Here is a 15,781-nt window from a genome sequence, read left to right as displayed (position 1 = left end):
TGGTCAGGCGTCGATGGCGTCGCGGTCGACCCGGTCGGCGGAGTCGATCAGCCAGTTGCGGCGGGGCTCGACCTTCTCCCCCATGAGCAGTTCGAGGATCCGCTCGGCGGCGTCGACGTCGTCGAGCGTGATGCGGCGGACCGCCCGGGTGGCCGGGTTCATGGTGGTCTCCCACAGCTCGTCGGCGTCCATCTCACCGAGGCCCTTGAAGCGCGGGATCGGCGTGACGATCTGCTTGCCGGACTTCTCCAGCTTGCGGACCGTCGCCTCCATCTCCGCCTGGGTGTAGGTGTAGACGGTCTGCGGGTTGCGCCCCTTCGTGGTGATCTTGTGCAGGGGCGGCATCGCCGCGAAGAGCCGCCCGGCCTCGATCAGCGGCCGCATGTACCGGGCGAACAGCGTGATCAGCAGGGTACGGATGTGCGCGCCGTCGACGTCCGCGTCGGCCATGATGAGCACCCGGCCGTAGCGCAGGGAGGACAGGTCGAACGTGCGGCCCGAGCCGGCGCCGAGCACCTGCACGATCGCGGCGCACTCGGCGTTGTCCAGCACCTGCTGGAGGTTGGCCTTCTGCACGTTGAGGATCTTGCCGCGGATCGGCAGCAGCGCCTGGTATTCGGAGGACCGCGCGAGGCGCCCTGTCCCGAGGGCGCTGTCCCCCTCCACGATGAACAGTTCGCTTCTCTCGATGCCCGCGGCCCGGCAGTCGACGAGCTTGGCCGGCATGGCCGCGCCCTCCAGCGCGGTCTTGCGGCGGGCTGCGTCCTTCTGCTGCTTCTGGGTGAGCCGTACCCGGGCCGCGTCGACGATCTTCTGGAGCACCGTCCGGGCCTCGGCCTTGGTGCGCCGGTCGTCCAGCCAGCTCTTGAGGTGCGCCTCGATCAGGCCCTGGAGCACCTTGGTGATGCCGGCGGTGGACAGTTCGTCCTTGGTCTGCGAGGTGAACTGCGGCTCCGGGATGCGCACGTGCACCACGGCGGTCATGCCCTCCAGGACGTCGTCCAGGGTGGGCGCGTCCTCCTTGGGCTTGAGCAGGCCGCGGGCGTTGCGGGCGGCGTCGGCGAGGGTACGCGCCAGCGCCCGCTCGAAGCCCTTGCGGTGGGTGCCGCCGTGGGCGTTGCGGATGGTGTTGGTGAAGCACTCGACGGTGCGCTCGTAGCCGGTGCCCCAGCGGAACGCCACCTCGACCTCGGCGCGGCGCTGCACGTTGGACTGCATGACGCCGTTGGCGTCGGCGGCGTTCTCCCGGTAGGTGCCCTCGCCGGTGACCAGCAGCGTGCCGGAGACCGGCCGGTCGCCGGCCGGGGCGAGGTATTCCACCATGTCGGTCAGGCCGTTGGGGAAGTGGAAGCGTTCCTCGACCGGCTCCTCGCCGGTCTCGTCGCGCAGCCGGTAGGCCACGCCGGGGACGAGGAAGGCGGTGTTGCGCAGCTTGAGCCGGACCGCCTCGGTGTCGAGCGCGGCGCCGGTCTCGAAGTAGCGGGGGTCGTGCCACCAGCGGATCGAGGTGCCGGTGCGCTGGCCGCGCTTCATCGCGCCGACGATCTGCAGGCCGGGACCGGGGGTGAACGGCGCGTCGGGGCCGGCTCCGTCGAAGACGCCCGGCACGCCGTGGCGGAACGACATCGCGTGGATCTTGCCGCCGCGCCGGACGGTGACGTCGAAGCGGCGGGACAGGGCGTTGACCGCGGAGGCGCCGACGCCGTGCAGGCCGCCGGAGGTCTTGTAGCCGGAGCCACCGAACTTGCCGCCCGCGTGCAGGCGGGTGAGCACCAGCTCGACGCCGGAGATGCCGGACTTGGCGTGCACGTCGGTGGGGATGCCGCGGCCGTCGTCGTCGACCTGGACCGAGCCGTCGGCGTGCAGGATCACGTCGACAGTGGTGGCGTGACCCGCGACACCCTCGTCGGTCGAGTTGTCGAGGATCTCGTTGACGAGGTGACCCACGCCACGGCTGTCGGTCGAGCCGATGTACATGCCGGGGCGCTTGCGGACGGCGTCGAGGCCCTCCAGGTGCGTCAGGTCGTCGGCCCCGTAGAGGGTCTCAGGCTGTGCGGTCAACTGGTCGTACTCCCAGGTCTCGGCGGTGTGGTGCCGTTCACCGTGTGACTCCCCCACGATGATCGCCGGGCGCGGCGCGCCGGAGCGAGCCTAGCCGGATGCCCTGACAGGTCGGCGGTACCGGGGCGGTGCGTTGCGCGATCGGCCTCGCGGCCGGGTCCGCGCCGCCGCCGCGTACGGCGGTCCGGCGGGCGGACGGGGCGTCCAGGCGGCACAACGATCCGCACGCCCGATGTCTTCCCCGGCGACCCGTCGCAGGTGTCAGGGCATTGACGCCCGTCACACGCGCGTGATCTGATCGCCATCCCAAAGAATCTTTCACGTTTCGATGTCTGGGAGGTCGGGCATGTCCGTGTTCCGTCGTTCCGCGCTCGCGGCGGCGCTGGCGCTCGCCGCGGTGGCGTTACCCGCCGCCGCGGCGCCCGCCCAGCCGGCTGCCGCCGCGCTGCCCACCGCCGCGGTGGCGCTGGGAGACAGCTTCATCAGCGGCGAGGGCGCCGGGGCGTACGCGCCGGTGGTGGACGTCAACGGGGTGGCCCAGGGCTTCCCCGGCTGGTCCGCCGCCAACGCCAACGCCTACTTCTGCCACCGATCGCCGAACGCCTCGCTGTTCCAGGCGAACCTGCCCGGCATCTCCGCGCGGTTCAACCTGGCCTGCTCGGGCGGCCAGCCGTACGACATCGCGAACGCCTCGTCGACGCGGGCCAAGGGGCGGCAGGTGGCCGCCCAGCTCGACCAGCTCCGGTCGGTGGCCCGGACCCACGACATCGACCTGGTGCTCGTCGGCCTCGGCTCGAACAACAGCTCGTTCACCTTCGGCAGCGTGGCGGAGAAGTGCGCCAACCGGTTCATCGCCGACGCCTGGACCGGCTGGTGGGAGTTCTGGGCGTACCTGGGCGGGCCGGTGGAGCAGAAGCCGTGCACCGACGCCGACCTGGGCACCGCCGCGCAGTTCGCCGCCGCCACCGCGGAGACCACCACGGCGCTGCGGCAACTGCTCACCACGCTGGACGAGATCGACGCCGACGGCCAGCACCGGGTGGTGTTCCAGGACTACACCAACCCGCTGCCGTTCGAGCTGGAGCAGAGCTACTGGACCGAGGACAGCCGGGACGACACCCGGGACAAGTTCCGCGCGCTGGGCGCCGAGCGGTACGCGGCCGGGTGCCCGATCCACCGGGCCAGCCTGGCGCCCGGGCACCGTTTCTCGCAGGGGCTCGGCACGCTGGTCAGCTCGGTGCGCGGCACGCTCGCCAACGAGTTCCCGCAGGACGACCTGGTCTACCTGAACGTGCAGCGCGCGTTCGACGGGGCCCGGCTCTGCGAGTCGACCGGTAGCCCGGGCAACGCCCTGGCCACGCCGATCCGGCTGATGGACGGCCCGACCGGCACGTTCGTCACCAGTCTCTCCGGGTTCGACAAGCTCGACATCCAGCGGATCGCCAACGCCTGCGGCACGTACTTCCAGACCTGCCAGGAGTCGTGGCACCCGAACGCCGCCGGGCACAAGGTGCTCGGCCGGTGCCTGGCCGGGGCGGCGGCCACCGGCGCCCGTACCGTCTCCTGCGTCCGTGCCCCGGACGGCACGGTGAATGTGAGCTGAGCACGCCGGACCGGGCCGGGACGAACCGGCCCGGTCCGGCGTCAGGCCCGGATCGCGGCGCCGAGCACGTGCGGCGAGGCCGGGGCCGGCAGCCCGGTCGGCGGGAAGCGGAAGCGGTCCAGCGCGGTCACCTCGAAACCGGCGGCGCGGATCGCGGCCACCGTGTCCCGGGCGGTGTGGCAGCCGGCGCAGAACAGCGGCCAGAGCGTGGCGTCGGCCAGGCGCTGGGCCCGGCGCAGGCCGGGCGTGGCGGCCACCACGTGTTCGTAGAAGCGCAGCTCGCCGCCGGGCCGCAGCACCCGCCGCGCCTCGCGCAGCGCGACCGCCTGGTCCGGCACCGAGCAGAGCACCAGTGACACCACCACCGCGTCGGCGGCGCCGTCGGCGACCGGCAGTTCCTCGGCCAGCCCGGCGGCGACGGTGACCGGGACCGGGGCGCCCGGCGCGGCGGCGTGGGCCAGCGCGCGCAGGTGGGGTTCCGGCTCGACGGCGAGCACGCCGGTCACGCTCGCCGGGTAGTGCGCGAGGTTGCGCCCGTTGCCGGCGCCGACCTCGACCACCCGGCCGCGCAGCCCGGCGACCAGGCGGGCCCGGTGCCCGGCCACGCCGGCCTGGTCCATGGCGACGCTGGCGCGGGCGAAGAGCCGGGCGAAGATCGGATGGGAGACGGCCATCAGCGACCGGCCGGTGGCGCGCCGAGGCTGAGCAGGAGCGGGCCGGCGGATCCGTCGACCAGGTCGCCGAGGCGTACGCCGTCGAGCACGGCGAGGAAGGCGGCCTGGGCGCGGCGCAGCTCGCCGCGCAGCCGGCACTCCGCGATGAGCGGGCAGACCGGCTGCGCGCAGTTGACCACCTCGCCGTCGCCCTCGAAGGCGCGGACCACCTGGCCGACGGTGAGGTCACCGGCGTGTTCGGCGAAGGCGACGCCGCCGGAGCGGCCTCTGATGGTGACCAGGACGCCGATGCGTTGCAGCCGCTGCACCACCTTGGCGACGTGGCTGCGGGGCAGCGCGAGCCGGGTGGCGAGTTCGTCGACTGTGGCCCGGACCGGGGACGCGGCGGTGAGCATGGCGATCCGCAGCGCCATGTCTGTCGACCGGTTGAGCCTCACGCACCGACCCTAGCCATTCGGTGCCCTCGGCGACACAGGCAGATTCACGGTGACCCATGCCACCGCACTCCCGGGACCTTCGACCCTAAAAGAGGAATCCAGAAATCCTGTTTCGTGGGGATCGACCTGTTCGAGCCCCGGAAGGAGATTCGGTAGTGCTCACGGAATCCTCAGCAGCGATCGTGACCGCCACCCTGCCCGTCGTGCGGGCACACGGCGAGGCCATCACCGGCCGCTTCTACCAGCGGATGTTCGACGCCCACCCGGACCTGCTGGACCTGTTCAACCGGGGCAACCAGGCCACCGGCGCGCAGAAGGCCGCGCTCGCCTCGGCGGTGGTCGCGTACGCGGCGCACCTGACCGGCGACGGCGGCATGCCGTGGGGGCCGGTCCTGGACCGGATCGCGCACAAGCACGCCTCCCTCGGCATCACCGCCACCCAGTACCCGATCGTCGGCCGGCACCTGCTCGCCGCCGTCGCCGAGGTGCTCGGCGACGGCGTCACCCCGGAGGTGGCCGCCGCCTGGGACGAGGTCTACTGGCTGCTGGCCTGCGAGCTGATCGCCCGCGAGGCGCGGCTCTACGCGGGCGCCGGCGTACCGGAGGGCGGTCCGGTGTGGCGGGACTGGCGGGTCACCGGCCGGACCCGGGAGAGCGCCGACGTCGTCTCGCTCACCCTCGCGCCGGCCGGCGGCGGCGCCGCGCCCGGCTTCACCCCCGGCCGGTACGTCTCGGTCGCCGTCGACCTGGACGGCGGCCGGGGACAGCAGATCCGCCAGTACAGCCTCTCCGGCCGTCCCGGCGCCGACCAGTGGCGGATCACCGTGAAGCGGGTACGCGGCGAGGGCGGCGCGCCCGACGGGATGGTCTCCGGTCACCTGCACGAGCGGGTGGCGGTCGGCGACACGCTGCGACTGAGCCCGGCGTTCGGCGAGGTTGACGCGGCCGGCGGCGACGGGCCGCTGCTGCTGGTCAGCGCCGGGATCGGACTCACGCCGGCGATGGCGGCGCTGGCCCACCTGGCCGACCGGGATCCGGGACGCCGGGTGACGCTGGCGCACGCCGACCGCGCCGCCGAGGCGCACGCGCTGCGCCACGAACTGCCGGCGCTGCAGCAGCGGCTGCCGAACCTGGCCCTCCACCTCTGGTATCTCGACGCCGCCGGGGCCGACCTGCCCGGCCTGAAGGCCGAGGTGTCCGCCGGACTGATCGACCCGGACCGGCTCGCGCTGCCCGCCGGGGTGACCGCGCACCTGTGCGGCCCGGTGGCGTTCATGAACCTGGTCCGGGCCAACCTGCTGCGCCGGGGCGTGCCGGGCGAGCGGATCGCCTACGAGGTGTTCGGCCCGGGGATGCTGCCGGGCTGACGCCCGGCGGCGAAACAGGACCTCCGTGGACCCGTTCTTCGGTACGGGGCACGCGTCGATGCCCTGGCCAGGGCCGCGAGCCTCCACAGCGGAGCGGGCGGCGCGCGGAGAAGTCGACGATCTCCTGGTTAGGGGCGCAAGCCGAGGGTACGGGTCCCTCCATGCGCGTCCCCGGCATCAACGCGATCTTCCGGCCCCCACGGAAGCGGTGGACGCCGTCCCACCGGAAGCCGGGGCGCCGGCCACCCGCGTCGACACGCTCGTGGAGGCGGCGCGCCGGCTGACCGAGGGCGCCGACGCCGCGCACCGACTCGGCGCACGGGCACGCGAGGTGGCGAGTAAGCGGTCCGGTCCGGACCGCTTACTCGCCGACTGGGACCGGATCCTGGAGGACGAGAACATGCGCATCGCGATGATTTCCCAGCACGCCAGCCCGCTCGCCGCGCCCGGCGCGGAGGACGCGGGCGGCCAGAACACGCATGTGGCGGAACTCGCGTCCGCGCTCACCGTCGCCGGCCACGACGTCCGCGTCTACACCCGTCGTGACTCCCCCGCGCTGCCCGAGGCGGTCGACGCGCCCGACGGCTATCAGGTGTGCCACGTGCCGGCCGGTCCCGCGCGGCGGGTGCCGAAGGCCGACCTGCTGCCGTACACGGGCGAGTTCGGGGGCCGGCTGGCCGACACCTGGCGGCGCGGCGGCTGGACCCCGGACGTGGCGCACGCGCACTTCTGGACGAGCGGGCTGGCCACCGTGCACGCGAGCCGTCGCACCGGCGTGCCGACCGTGTTGACGTACCACTCGCTCGGCACGGTCAAGCGTCGCCACCAGGGCGTGCCGGACACCGGTCCACCGGGGCGCGCCGGTTACGAGCGGGCGCTCGGCAGGGCCGTGGACCGGGTCGTCGTGCAGTGCTCCGACGAGGTCGCCGAACTGGTCCGGATGGGCGTACCCCGGTCCCGGATGGCCCTCGTGCCGTCCGGCGTCAACGAGGCGGTGTTCCGCCCGGACGGCCCGGTCGCGCCCCGCGACCCGGCCCGCCCGCGCATCCTCACCGTCGGGCGGATGGTCGAACGCAAGGGCTTCCTGGACGTGGTCCGGGCGCTACCAGCGGTGCCGGACGCGGAGTGCGTGGTGGTCGGCGGCCCGCCGGCCCACCTGCTGCCCGCCGACACGTTCGCCCGCCGGCTGTCCGCGCTCGCCGACTCGTGCGGCGTGGCCGACCGGGTACGGCTGCTCGGCGGCGTGCCGCGCGAGGAGATGGCCGCCTGGTACCGGTCGGCGGACGTGCTCGTGGCCGCACCCTGGTACGAGCCGTTCGGGCTCACCCCGCTGGAGGGCATGGCCTGCGGTGTGCCGGTGATCGGCACGAACGTGGGCGGCATCGCCGACAGCGTGGTGGACGGGCTCACCGGCGACCTGGTGCCGCCGCGTGACCCCCGCGCGCTGGGCACCGCGCTGCGGCGGCTGCTCGGCGACAACGTGCGCCGGTTCGCGTACGCCACCGCCGCGCTCGACCGCGTCCGCAGCCGGTACTCCTGGAGGCGCTGCGCGGAGCAGCTCGTCGCCGTCTACGGCGCGCTGACGACCGCGGCCCGGCCCGCACCGGCGGTGGCGTGAGGCGACCCCTTGCTACCCACCGGTAGGGTTCGGGCCGTACCCTGATCCGGGTGAGCGGGGACTACATCCAGGAGTTCGTGGACGTCGACGGCGCGCGCATCGGCGTGCAGGTCTACCCGGAGCCGGCCGGTCCGCCCGGCGCGCCGGTGGTGCTGATCTGGCCCGCGATGGGTGTGCGCGCCCGCTACTACCGGCCGTTCGCCGCCGCGCTGCGCGAGGCCGGGCTGGCGGTGATCGTGGCCGACCTGCGCGGCACCGGCGAGAGCACCCCCGCGCCGTCGCGCGCCTGCCGGTACGGCTACCAGGAGATGGCCGCCGACGTCGGCGCCGTGCTCGACGCGCTCAAGCCCCGGCTGGACGGCCGCACCCGGCTGCTGCTCGGGCACTCCCTGGGCGGTCAGGTGGCGGTGCTGCACCAGGCGCTGGACGACGACGACCGGGTGGACGGGCTGGCCCTGGTGGCGGTGGGGCTGCCGTGGTGGCGGACGTACCCGGGTCTGCGCGGGTGGGGCGTGCTGCCGTACACCCAGGGGATCGCCGCGACGGCGCGGCTGCTCGGCGTCTGGCCCGGCTGGGGTTTCGGCGGCCGGCAGGCCGCCGGCGTGATCCGGGACTGGGCGCACACCGCCCGCACCGGCCGGTTCCCGGCGCTGGACGGGGTGGACACGGAGGCCGCCGTGCGGCGGATCCGCACGCCGGTGCTCGCGGTCAGCGTCGACGACGACCAGTACACGCCGCACGAGACGCTCGACCACCTCTGCGGGAAGCTGGCCGGCGCGCCGGTGACGCGGCACCGCTACACGGTCGCCGAGGCGGGCGCGCCGCTCGACCACTTCACCTGGGTACGCGCGTCGGCGCCGCTGGCCGCCCGGATCGCCGCGTTCGCGGGCACGCTCCCCCGCCGCTGAGCCGAGCCGGCACGCTCCGCCGACGGTGAGCCACGCCCGGGCGTGAGTCGCCCGATCGTGGGTATGCCGCACCGCCCGAACACGGCGGAGGGGGATCTGATGTCAGAACGGCACACCACGCTGCGCTCGATGCACGACCTGGGCCTGGCGGCCTGGTTCGGCGGTTCCCTGATGGGGGCGCTGGGCGTGAACGGCGCGGCGGCGCGGATCAACGACACGACCGAACGGCTGCCGGTGGCCTCGGCCGGGTGGGCGCGGTGGACGCCGGTCAACGCGGCGGCGATCGGGGCGCACCTGGCCGGCGCGGTCGGTGAGCTGGTCACCGAGAGCCCGCGGATGGCCCGCCAGGCGGGCGTGGGCAAGATGAGCGCGGTGAAGACCGCGCTGACGGTCGGCGCGCTGGCGGTGACCGGTTACAGCCGGTTGGTCGGCAGGCGGCTGGAGCGGGCCGGCGGTCCGCCGGTCGAGGGGACCACCGAGCCGAACCACCACACCCCGGCGAACGTCGCCGCCAGCCAGCGGCAGATGAAGCTGCTCCAGTGGGCGGTCCCGGCGATGACCGGCGCGCTGGTAGTGGTGTCGGCGTACATGGGTGAGCAGCAGAAGCCGGGGCAGGTGTTCCGGGGCATGCTGGACCGCGCGGGCGGGATCATGTCCGCGCCGAAGAACATCGGCAAGGTCGCCGCCGTGGGCGCGGCCGGCCGTCACCTGGTCGGAGCGGCCCGCTGACCACCGCGCGGCCGACGGCCCACATCGGGGTGGGCCGCCGGCCGCGCGGTGCACCGGGACCGGACCGGCCACGCCGGTCGCCAGCAGCCAAGGTGAGGTGACTATGACCAGCACGGACCGCCCGGGTACGGGCGACGGGCGCGGGCCGGAGTCGGCCGCGCCGTGGGGCACCACCGGCGGCTTCGACGCCGACCCGCCGTGGGGCGCGGGCGAGGACGACCCGATGGACGAGGGCAGCGAGGAGACGGCGGTGCCCGAGGGACGGCTCGGTGAGCGCCGGGCGGCCGGGGCCGGACCGGGCGGCCCGAAGGCGGGCCGGCACGGATTCGGGACCATCGAACCGACCCGGACGCCGGAGGCCGGACCGGGCGCGCCGCCGGACCCGGCCCCGTCGGCGCGGACGTTCCCGGACGACCGCGCGGACGGCGACCTCGGCGACAACGCGCTGGAGGAGGCGACCGGAATGCGTCCGGAGACGCGTCAGTGAGAGCTCAGGAGCCGGTGCCGTCCTCGTCCGGGCCGCCGAGCGCGGACGGCTCGTTGTCCGGCACCGGTGACTCCGCCACCGGATGCCCGGTGTCGTCCACCAGGCCCGGTGCCATGCTGCCGCCGTGCGCCTCCTCGGCCTCCCGGGTCGCCCGCGGGTCCCGCTCGTCCTCGTCGCGCCGCTTCTCCACCGATCCCCCTTCGCGGTCGTCCACGAACCCGGCGGTACCCGCAAGGAAGCCGGGAAAACCTCAGGCGCGCGCGGCGGCCGGCGCGACGCCGAGCAGGTCGGCCAGGCTCGCGGCGTCGCGCTGGGCCTGGTCGCCGCAGCAGTTGTTCATCAGCACGTGCAGTTCGGCGCACTGGTCGGCCAGCTCGCGCAGCAGCACCGACCAGTGCCGCAGCTCCCGCTCGCCGTAGGCGTAGCGGAACCGCTCCTGCTTGTCGCCGCTCTCCCAGGCCGTGCTGTGCCCGTGGAACCGGATCCCGGCCAGATCGGTGGTGGCGACCAGGACCGGCGGCACCGAGGAGACGTGCCCCTGCGGCATGTCCACGCAGGCGTACCCGAGGTCGTGCTCGCGCAGGAACGTCACCGTCTCGGCCATCGCGTCCCCGTCGAACCAGGAGGAGTGCCGCAGCTCGACGGTGACCGGCCAGGGCCGGCAGCGGCGCGCGGCGTCCAGGATCCGCCGCCGGGCCGCGTCGCCGCGGGCCAGCCACGGCGGGAACTGCAACAGCACGGCGCCGAGCCGGTCGGCCGCCGCGAGCGGCGCCAGCGCCGCGTGGAACCGGACCCACAACTCGTCGTACGCCCCGGCGGGCAGGTCGCGCCAGCGGATCCGGTTCGGGCCGCCGGCCGGGCGCAGATCCTTCGGCAGCGCGTCGATCGGGGTGTGGTGGCCGGTGAACAGGCGGAACGCCTTGACGTCGAAGGTGAATCCGTCCGGCGTCGCGGCCGCCCAGGCAGCCGTGGTCTCCGGCGCCGGCACCGCGTAGTACGACGTGTCCACCTCGACCAGTCCGAAGCGCTCGGCGTAGAAACCCAGCCGGCCGGCGGGCGTGTTGACGCCGCGCGGATACCACCCGGAACGGACCAGCATCTGGTCGGCCCAGGAGGACGTGCCCACCTTGATGACACCCATGTAATTCAGTTCACCGCGACCGCCGGACATCGGCAACCGGAGATGCCGCGCGGGCCGTGACCGGCACCGGGGTGACCGGCCTCACCGGCGTTCCGCCGCGCCGAAGTGTGACGCGGGGCCGGGTGGCGGCGCTGAGGGTCACGAGATGGACGCATCCGGCCTGGACCAGGAAACCGTCGAGCGGCTGCTCGCCGGCCGCCCCGGCGACACGCCGTCCGCTCCGCCGGGGCTGGTGGCTGTACTGGCCGCGGTCCGGACCGCGCCCGGCACGGGCGAACTCGACGGGGAGGCGGCAGCCGTCGCGGGGTTCCGGGAGGCCCGGCGGGCACGCCGTCGCCGCCGCGTCCGCTTCGGCGTCCGGGTGGCCGTGTCCGCGCTCGCCGCGTCCCTCACCGGCGGCGTCGCGCTCGCCGCGACCGGGAACCTGCCGCACGTCGCGCGCCCGGCGGCGACGCCGGTCGGCGCCGCGCCGCCCGTGCCGTCGGCCCGCCCCGCCCTGCCGGCCCTCTCACCGGCTACCCGGGCGGCGCAGCAGTCCGCGCCGCCCGGACTCTGCGTCGCGTACCGGGCCCTCGCCGAAGCGGACCGGAGGCGCGCCCTGGCCACCCCCGCGTTCAGCGACCTCGTCGCCGCGGCCGGGGGCCACGAGCGCGTGCCGGACTACTGCGCCGCGCTGCTGGGCGACGACGACCCGCCGGGGAAGGCCGACGGCGGGCGGGGCGGCGGCAGATCCGCTCATCCGGTCCAGCCGTCGGTCGGGCCGCCGGGGGCGGACGTCCTCCCGCCGGGGCAGGCGAAGCGGCCCGATGGCACCCCGCCCGGGCGGCGTACCGGCTGACGACCGGCTGGTAACTTGTGCCTCCGTGACCCCCCGGCGTCGCCGACCGGCGATCCTTCTCCGCCTCGCAGTGGTGCTCGCCGTGCTGGCCGGCATCGTGCTCACCGCGCTCGGCCCGGCCACGCTGACCGGCCTGCTGCCGTACTTCACCATCCAGAGCAACGTGGCTGTCGGCGTGCTCGCCGGCTACGCCGCCTGGTGCGCGCTGCGCGGCCGGCCGGAGCCGCCGAGCGTCCTCAAGGGAGCGGTGACCCTCTACATCACCATCACCGGCACGGTCTACCACCTGGTGCTGGCCAACCCGGCCAGCCCGTTCGCCATGGCGCAGCCGGACCGGCAACCGGGCGAGTGGTGGGGCAACCAGTTCCTGCACACGGTGGTGCCGCTGCTGGCGATCGCCGACTGGGCGCTGTTCGACAGACGTGGCCGGTTGCGCCCGCGCTACGCCGCCTGGTGGCTGGCGTTCCCGCTGGCGTATCTCGGGTTCGCGCTGGTACGCGGACTGGTGGTGGACCGTTACCCGTACCCGTTCCTGGACGCGGGCCAACTCGGCTACGACGGCGTGACGGTGAGCGCGATCGGGTTCGCCCTCGCGTTCTGGCTGCTGGGACTGCTGTTCGTGGGCGTGGACCGGCTGCTCGCCCGGGCCGGGACGGCGCAGTCCCCGCCGTCCGCGCCCGCGTCGGCCGACCCGCTGGCGCCGGTCCGGCCCGCCTCGCGGGAACCCACCGGCTCGGGCTGACGGACGCCGGGCGGGTCAAGCGGCCGGCCGGGCGTCCACGCCCGCCCGCAGCCGCCGGCTCGTGCCGCGCTCCCGGCCGTACGCGTCGGCCCGTCCCCACCGGCCCGGCACGTCGAGCAGCTCGATCCGCCCGTACCCGGCCGGGACCGCCGGGTTCACCAGCAGGTTGTCTCCGCAGGGGCGCAGCCCCAGCATGGTCGAGAGCAGCATCAGCAGGCCGCTCGCGGCCCACGACTGCGGCCGCCCGGCATCCGGCATCTGCACCGGGTACTTGGTGACCCCGCGGGGGTAGCCGGCGAAGGCCTCCGGGATCGAGCCTCCGAGCGTCTCCGCCGCCGCGAACACGCCGGCCGCGATGTCGCCCGCCTCCGCCTCGTAGCCGTACCGCCGCAGGCCCGCCGCGACGATCGCGTTGTCCCACGGCCAGACCGCGCCGAGATGCGCGCCCACCGGGTTGTACGGCAACTGCCCCTCGGCGTAGGTGCGGATGCCCCAGCCGGAGTACAGGTCCGGCCCGCACAGGTGCCCGGCCAGCGAGTCGGCGCGTTCCGGCTCGACGATGCCGCTCCACAGCAGGTGGCCGAGATGCGAGGTGAGCGCGTCGACGGGCTCGCCGTCCGGGGTGAGGGCCAGCGCGTAGTAGCCCCGGTGCGGCAGCCAGAAGTCGCGATCGAACCGTTCCCGCAGCCGCGCCGCGTCGGCCTCCAGGCGCTCGGCGTAGCCCGGGTCGCCCCAGAACTCCCGCGCCAGCCGGGCGCCGCGGATCCGCGCGTCGTACGCGTACCCCTGAAGCTCACAGGTGGCGCGCGGGTACGGCGGCACGACGCCGTGCCGGTCGACCACCGAGTCCGGGGAGTTGCGCCAGGTCTGGTTGGCCACTCCGCTCGCCGTGTTGCGCGGGTGGTAACGCAGGTAGCCGTCGCCGCACAGGTCGCCGTAGCGGCTCAGCCAGTCCAGCGCCATCCGGGCCGGATGACGCAGCTCGTGGATCAGGTCGACGTCACCGGTCCAGCGCTCGTACTCGTCGAGCAGGATCACGAACAGCGGCGTGGTGTCGGCCGCGCCGTAGTAGAGCGCGGTGGGCTGCTCGTCGAACGCGGCCGCCTCGCCGTACCGCAGCTCGGCGAGGATCTTGCCGGGCTCCTCCTCGCGCAGGTCGTCGAGCCGGCCGCCCTGCAGCATCGCCAGCATGTGCAGAGTGGCCGGGGTCAGCTCGGGCGTGAACGGGAGCGTCTGGAGGCAGGTGATCAGCGCGTCCCGCCCGTACAGCGTCATCGCCCAGGGCAGCCCGCCGACCGGCACCCGGTCGACGTACGCCAGCGGCGTGTACCGCAGCGCGGCCAGGTCGTTCAGCGCCTGCCGGTAGGCGGCGGTCAGCGCCGGGCGGTCGGAGACCAGTTGCGGGGCCTGGTCGAGCCACCGCCGCAGGTCGTCGCGCATGTCCTGCCGGACCTGCTGCCGGTGGGAGTCGATGCTCGCCCGCAGGTCCCGCCCCCGGGCCCCCTTGATGATCATCTCGACGTGCAGGTCGACGTGCCACGCGCCCTGCGGCTCGACGCGGATCCGGAAGGTCATCCCGCTCCGGTCCACCTGCGCCGGGGCCGAGCTGGAGACGCACGTCCCCCGGGAGAACCGCCCGCGCTCGTACCGGATCCACAACCGCTGCCCGGCCGGATCGGGGACGATCGTCGGCCGGCGCGGGCCGGGACGCAGGATCTCCGACGTGTCGGCGAAGTCGCTGCCCATCTCCAGCCGCACCGTGTACTCGGCGGGCTCGGGTGAGTGGTTGAGCACCGTGATGCTCTCGTGGTACGCCTCGTCGATGAGGCGGTGCCGGATCACCGACACGTCGGCGTCCACATAGTGGCTGGCTGCGCCGGGCACCAGCACGAAACGGGTCTCGAAGTAGGTCAGGTCGTCGCGGGACAACGCGTTCAGCCGCTCGCCGTCGACGGTGAGCACCCAGTGGCTCAGGAACCGGGTGTCGAAGGAGAAGAGACCGATCGGCGCGCTGGGGTCGATCTCCATGTCGCCCTGCGCGTCACTGACCGCAAAGGCGTTTCCGGCGAGGACGTGGACCAGCTCCTGCTTCATCGGGCCACCGCCTGCCCGGCCGCCTCCCGGGGATGCCGGGCGTCCGGGTGCCCGGGGAAGATCCGGCGCAGCACCATCAGCAGCTTGAGGTCGCCCTCGACGGCGATGTCGTTGCGCAGCAGCGCGGCGGCCGGATGCAGGAGGCCCGCCGCCATCCGGTCGAACACCTCCCGGTCCGCGCGGACCACCAGGTCGGCGTCCGCGGAGAGCCGGTCCACCCGGACGTCCTGACGGTCGACGGTCAGGTACCAGTGCTCGGTGCGGCCGTCGTCGTGCAGGTCCAGGCGAATGGTGCCGCAGGTGGTCTCGGGCAGGTCGGGGTTCCGGCCGGCGGCGGCCCGGGTCAGGTGTTCCGCGGCCGAGACGCTCATCGGGCCTCCTCGTCGGTCGTCGCGGCCACCCGCCTGACGGCGCCGCCCGTGCCGCGAGGATCCCCCCGCCCCGGGTGAGGCGAACTCACCCGGTCCGGGTGAGCCGCGGCGGTGACCCGGCAGCGGCCGGACGGGCCCGCTGGGACGGGGCCGGGCGGCGCTCAGCCCAGGATGAGCCCGCGCACGTAGGCGGCTTGGCCGACGTGCTGGAAGTCGTCGTCGAGCACGCTCACCAGCCGCACCCCGAGCGTCACCGGCGGATCCCAGTTCTCGTCCACCACCCGGTCCAGGTCGGCCGGGCGCAGCCCGCGCAGGTAGTCCAGGCTCCGGTCCACCACCGCCCGGTGGTAGTCCAGCAGCACGCCGCCGTTCTCCGGGCGTACCGCGGCGATCTGCTCCGGGCCGTGCCCGAAGCCGGTGTCGGCGCGGTCGGGCCGCAGACCGCACCGCGCCGCCCAGTCGCCGCCGGCCCAGAGCTGTGGCTCGCCCATCACGTCGGCGACGTGGTCGTCCTGGATCCGGGTCAGGTGCCAGACCAGCCAGCCGACCGGGTTCGCCCCGTCGGCCGGCGCCCGCCGCAGCTGGGCCGCGTCGAGCCCGTCGAGCGCCCCGGCGACCAGATCGGGCAACCGCCCGTACGCCTCGATCAGCACATCCGTCGCGTCCACGCGCACCTCACTCCCCTGCCGTCTCGTGCGTCTTCCCGGGCAG

At 74.5% G+C, this 15,781-nt stretch carries 16 protein-coding genes; 8 read left to right on the top strand and 8 right to left on the bottom strand.

Translation table 11 applies throughout. The features are described from left to right. Positions 1–3 precede the first annotated feature (3 nt). Complete coding sequence (locus PVK74_RS01225) at positions 4–2,118, bottom strand: DNA gyrase/topoisomerase IV subunit B (protein WP_210868851.1); 2,115 nt, start codon at positions 2,116–2,118, stop codon at positions 4–6. A gap of 289 nt (positions 2,119–2,407) precedes the next feature. Between PVK74_RS01225 and PVK74_RS01220 the strand changes: the two genes are divergently transcribed. Then, on the top strand, positions 2,408–3,664 hold the full coding sequence (locus tag PVK74_RS01220) for an SGNH/GDSL hydrolase family protein (RefSeq protein WP_043325125.1): 1,257 nt from the start codon (positions 2,408–2,410) through the stop codon (positions 3,662–3,664). A 41-nt stretch (positions 3,665–3,705) separates the two neighbouring features. Here the strand turns inward: PVK74_RS01220 and PVK74_RS01215 are convergent, their stop codons facing one another. Both PVK74_RS01215 and PVK74_RS01210 read right to left on the bottom strand, forming a co-directional pair. After that, a complete protein-coding gene (locus tag PVK74_RS01215; RefSeq protein WP_043325126.1) occupies positions 3,706–4,338 on the bottom strand; it encodes a class I SAM-dependent methyltransferase in 633 nt (210 codons plus the stop codon). Beyond that, positions 4,338–4,775, bottom strand: a complete 438-nt coding sequence (locus PVK74_RS01210; RefSeq protein WP_064447467.1) for an RrF2 family transcriptional regulator — start codon at positions 4,773–4,775, stop codon at positions 4,338–4,340. The genes PVK74_RS01215 and PVK74_RS01210 overlap by 1 nt, the downstream gene beginning before the upstream one ends. Before the next feature lie 155 nt (positions 4,776–4,930). Between PVK74_RS01210 and PVK74_RS01205 the strand changes: the two genes are divergently transcribed. The 5 genes from PVK74_RS01205 to PVK74_RS01185 all read left to right on the top strand — a co-directional run bounded on the left by PVK74_RS01205 (position 4,931) and on the right by PVK74_RS01185 (position 9,884). Next, entirely contained in the window at positions 4,931–6,142 is a 1,212-nt protein-coding gene (locus PVK74_RS01205) for a globin domain-containing protein (RefSeq protein ID WP_274477965.1), read from the top strand. A gap of 400 nt (positions 6,143–6,542) precedes the next feature. Further along, the gene (locus PVK74_RS01200; RefSeq protein WP_113973412.1) at positions 6,543–7,760 is read left to right on the top strand and encodes a glycosyltransferase; all 1,218 of its coding nucleotides are present in this window, start codon (positions 6,543–6,545) and stop codon (positions 7,758–7,760) included. Between the two features lie 50 nt (positions 7,761–7,810). After that, a complete protein-coding gene (locus tag PVK74_RS01195; protein WP_113973226.1) occupies positions 7,811–8,668 on the top strand; it encodes an alpha/beta hydrolase family protein in 858 nt (285 codons plus the stop codon). A 99-nt stretch (positions 8,669–8,767) separates the two neighbouring features. Continuing rightward, positions 8,768–9,397 (top strand): hypothetical protein, encoded by a 630-nt coding sequence (locus PVK74_RS01190; protein WP_274477964.1) that lies wholly within the window; start codon positions 8,768–8,770, stop codon positions 9,395–9,397. Positions 9,398–9,500: 103 nt separating this feature from the next. Further along, positions 9,501–9,884, top strand: a complete 384-nt coding sequence (locus PVK74_RS01185) for a hypothetical protein (protein WP_274477963.1) — start codon at positions 9,501–9,503, stop codon at positions 9,882–9,884. Between the two features lie 4 nt (positions 9,885–9,888). Here the strand turns inward: PVK74_RS01185 and PVK74_RS01180 are convergent, their stop codons facing one another. Together PVK74_RS01180 and PVK74_RS01175 are read right to left on the bottom strand one after the other, a co-directional pair. Continuing rightward, positions 9,889–10,098: a GTPase activator gene (locus tag PVK74_RS01180; protein ID WP_274477962.1), complete on the bottom strand. Its 210-nt coding sequence runs from the start codon at positions 10,096–10,098 to the stop codon at positions 9,889–9,891. Between the two features lie 36 nt (positions 10,099–10,134). Beyond that, entirely contained in the window at positions 10,135–11,025 is an 891-nt protein-coding gene (locus PVK74_RS01175; RefSeq protein WP_274477961.1) for a DUF72 domain-containing protein, read from the bottom strand. A gap of 145 nt (positions 11,026–11,170) precedes the next feature. Here PVK74_RS01175 and PVK74_RS01170 point away from each other — a divergent pair, with 145 nt between their 5' ends. Together PVK74_RS01170 and PVK74_RS01165 are read left to right on the top strand one after the other, a co-directional pair. Then, positions 11,171–11,863: a hypothetical protein gene (locus tag PVK74_RS01170; protein ID WP_113973229.1), complete on the top strand. Its 693-nt coding sequence runs from the start codon at positions 11,171–11,173 to the stop codon at positions 11,861–11,863. 25 nt (positions 11,864–11,888) lie between these two features. Next, entirely contained in the window at positions 11,889–12,605 is a 717-nt protein-coding gene (locus PVK74_RS01165; RefSeq protein WP_274477960.1) for a Pr6Pr family membrane protein, read from the top strand. Positions 12,606–12,620: 15 nt separating this feature from the next. Here PVK74_RS01165 and PVK74_RS01160 read toward each other — a convergent pair whose 3' ends face one another. The 3 genes from PVK74_RS01160 to PVK74_RS01150 all read right to left on the bottom strand — a co-directional run bounded on the left by PVK74_RS01160 (position 12,621) and on the right by PVK74_RS01150 (position 15,738). Continuing rightward, entirely contained in the window at positions 12,621–14,699 is a 2,079-nt protein-coding gene (locus PVK74_RS01160) for an amylo-alpha-1,6-glucosidase (RefSeq protein WP_274477959.1), read from the bottom strand. Then, positions 14,696–15,070, bottom strand: coding sequence for an SCP2 sterol-binding domain-containing protein (locus PVK74_RS01155; RefSeq protein WP_064447459.1), 375 nt, complete (start codon positions 15,068–15,070; stop codon positions 14,696–14,698). Before PVK74_RS01155 ends, PVK74_RS01160 begins: the two co-directional genes overlap by 4 nt. 161 nt (positions 15,071–15,231) lie before the next feature. After that, positions 15,232–15,738: a mycothiol transferase gene (locus tag PVK74_RS01150; protein ID WP_043330388.1), complete on the bottom strand. Its 507-nt coding sequence runs from the start codon at positions 15,736–15,738 to the stop codon at positions 15,232–15,234. Positions 15,739–15,781: the final 43 nt, after the last annotated feature.

The organism is Micromonospora chalcea (genome assembly GCF_028768405.1).
GTDB lineage: Bacteria > Actinomycetota > Actinomycetes > Mycobacteriales > Micromonosporaceae > Micromonospora > Micromonospora chalcea.
This window is presented reverse-complemented; position numbering and strand designations above follow the sequence as displayed.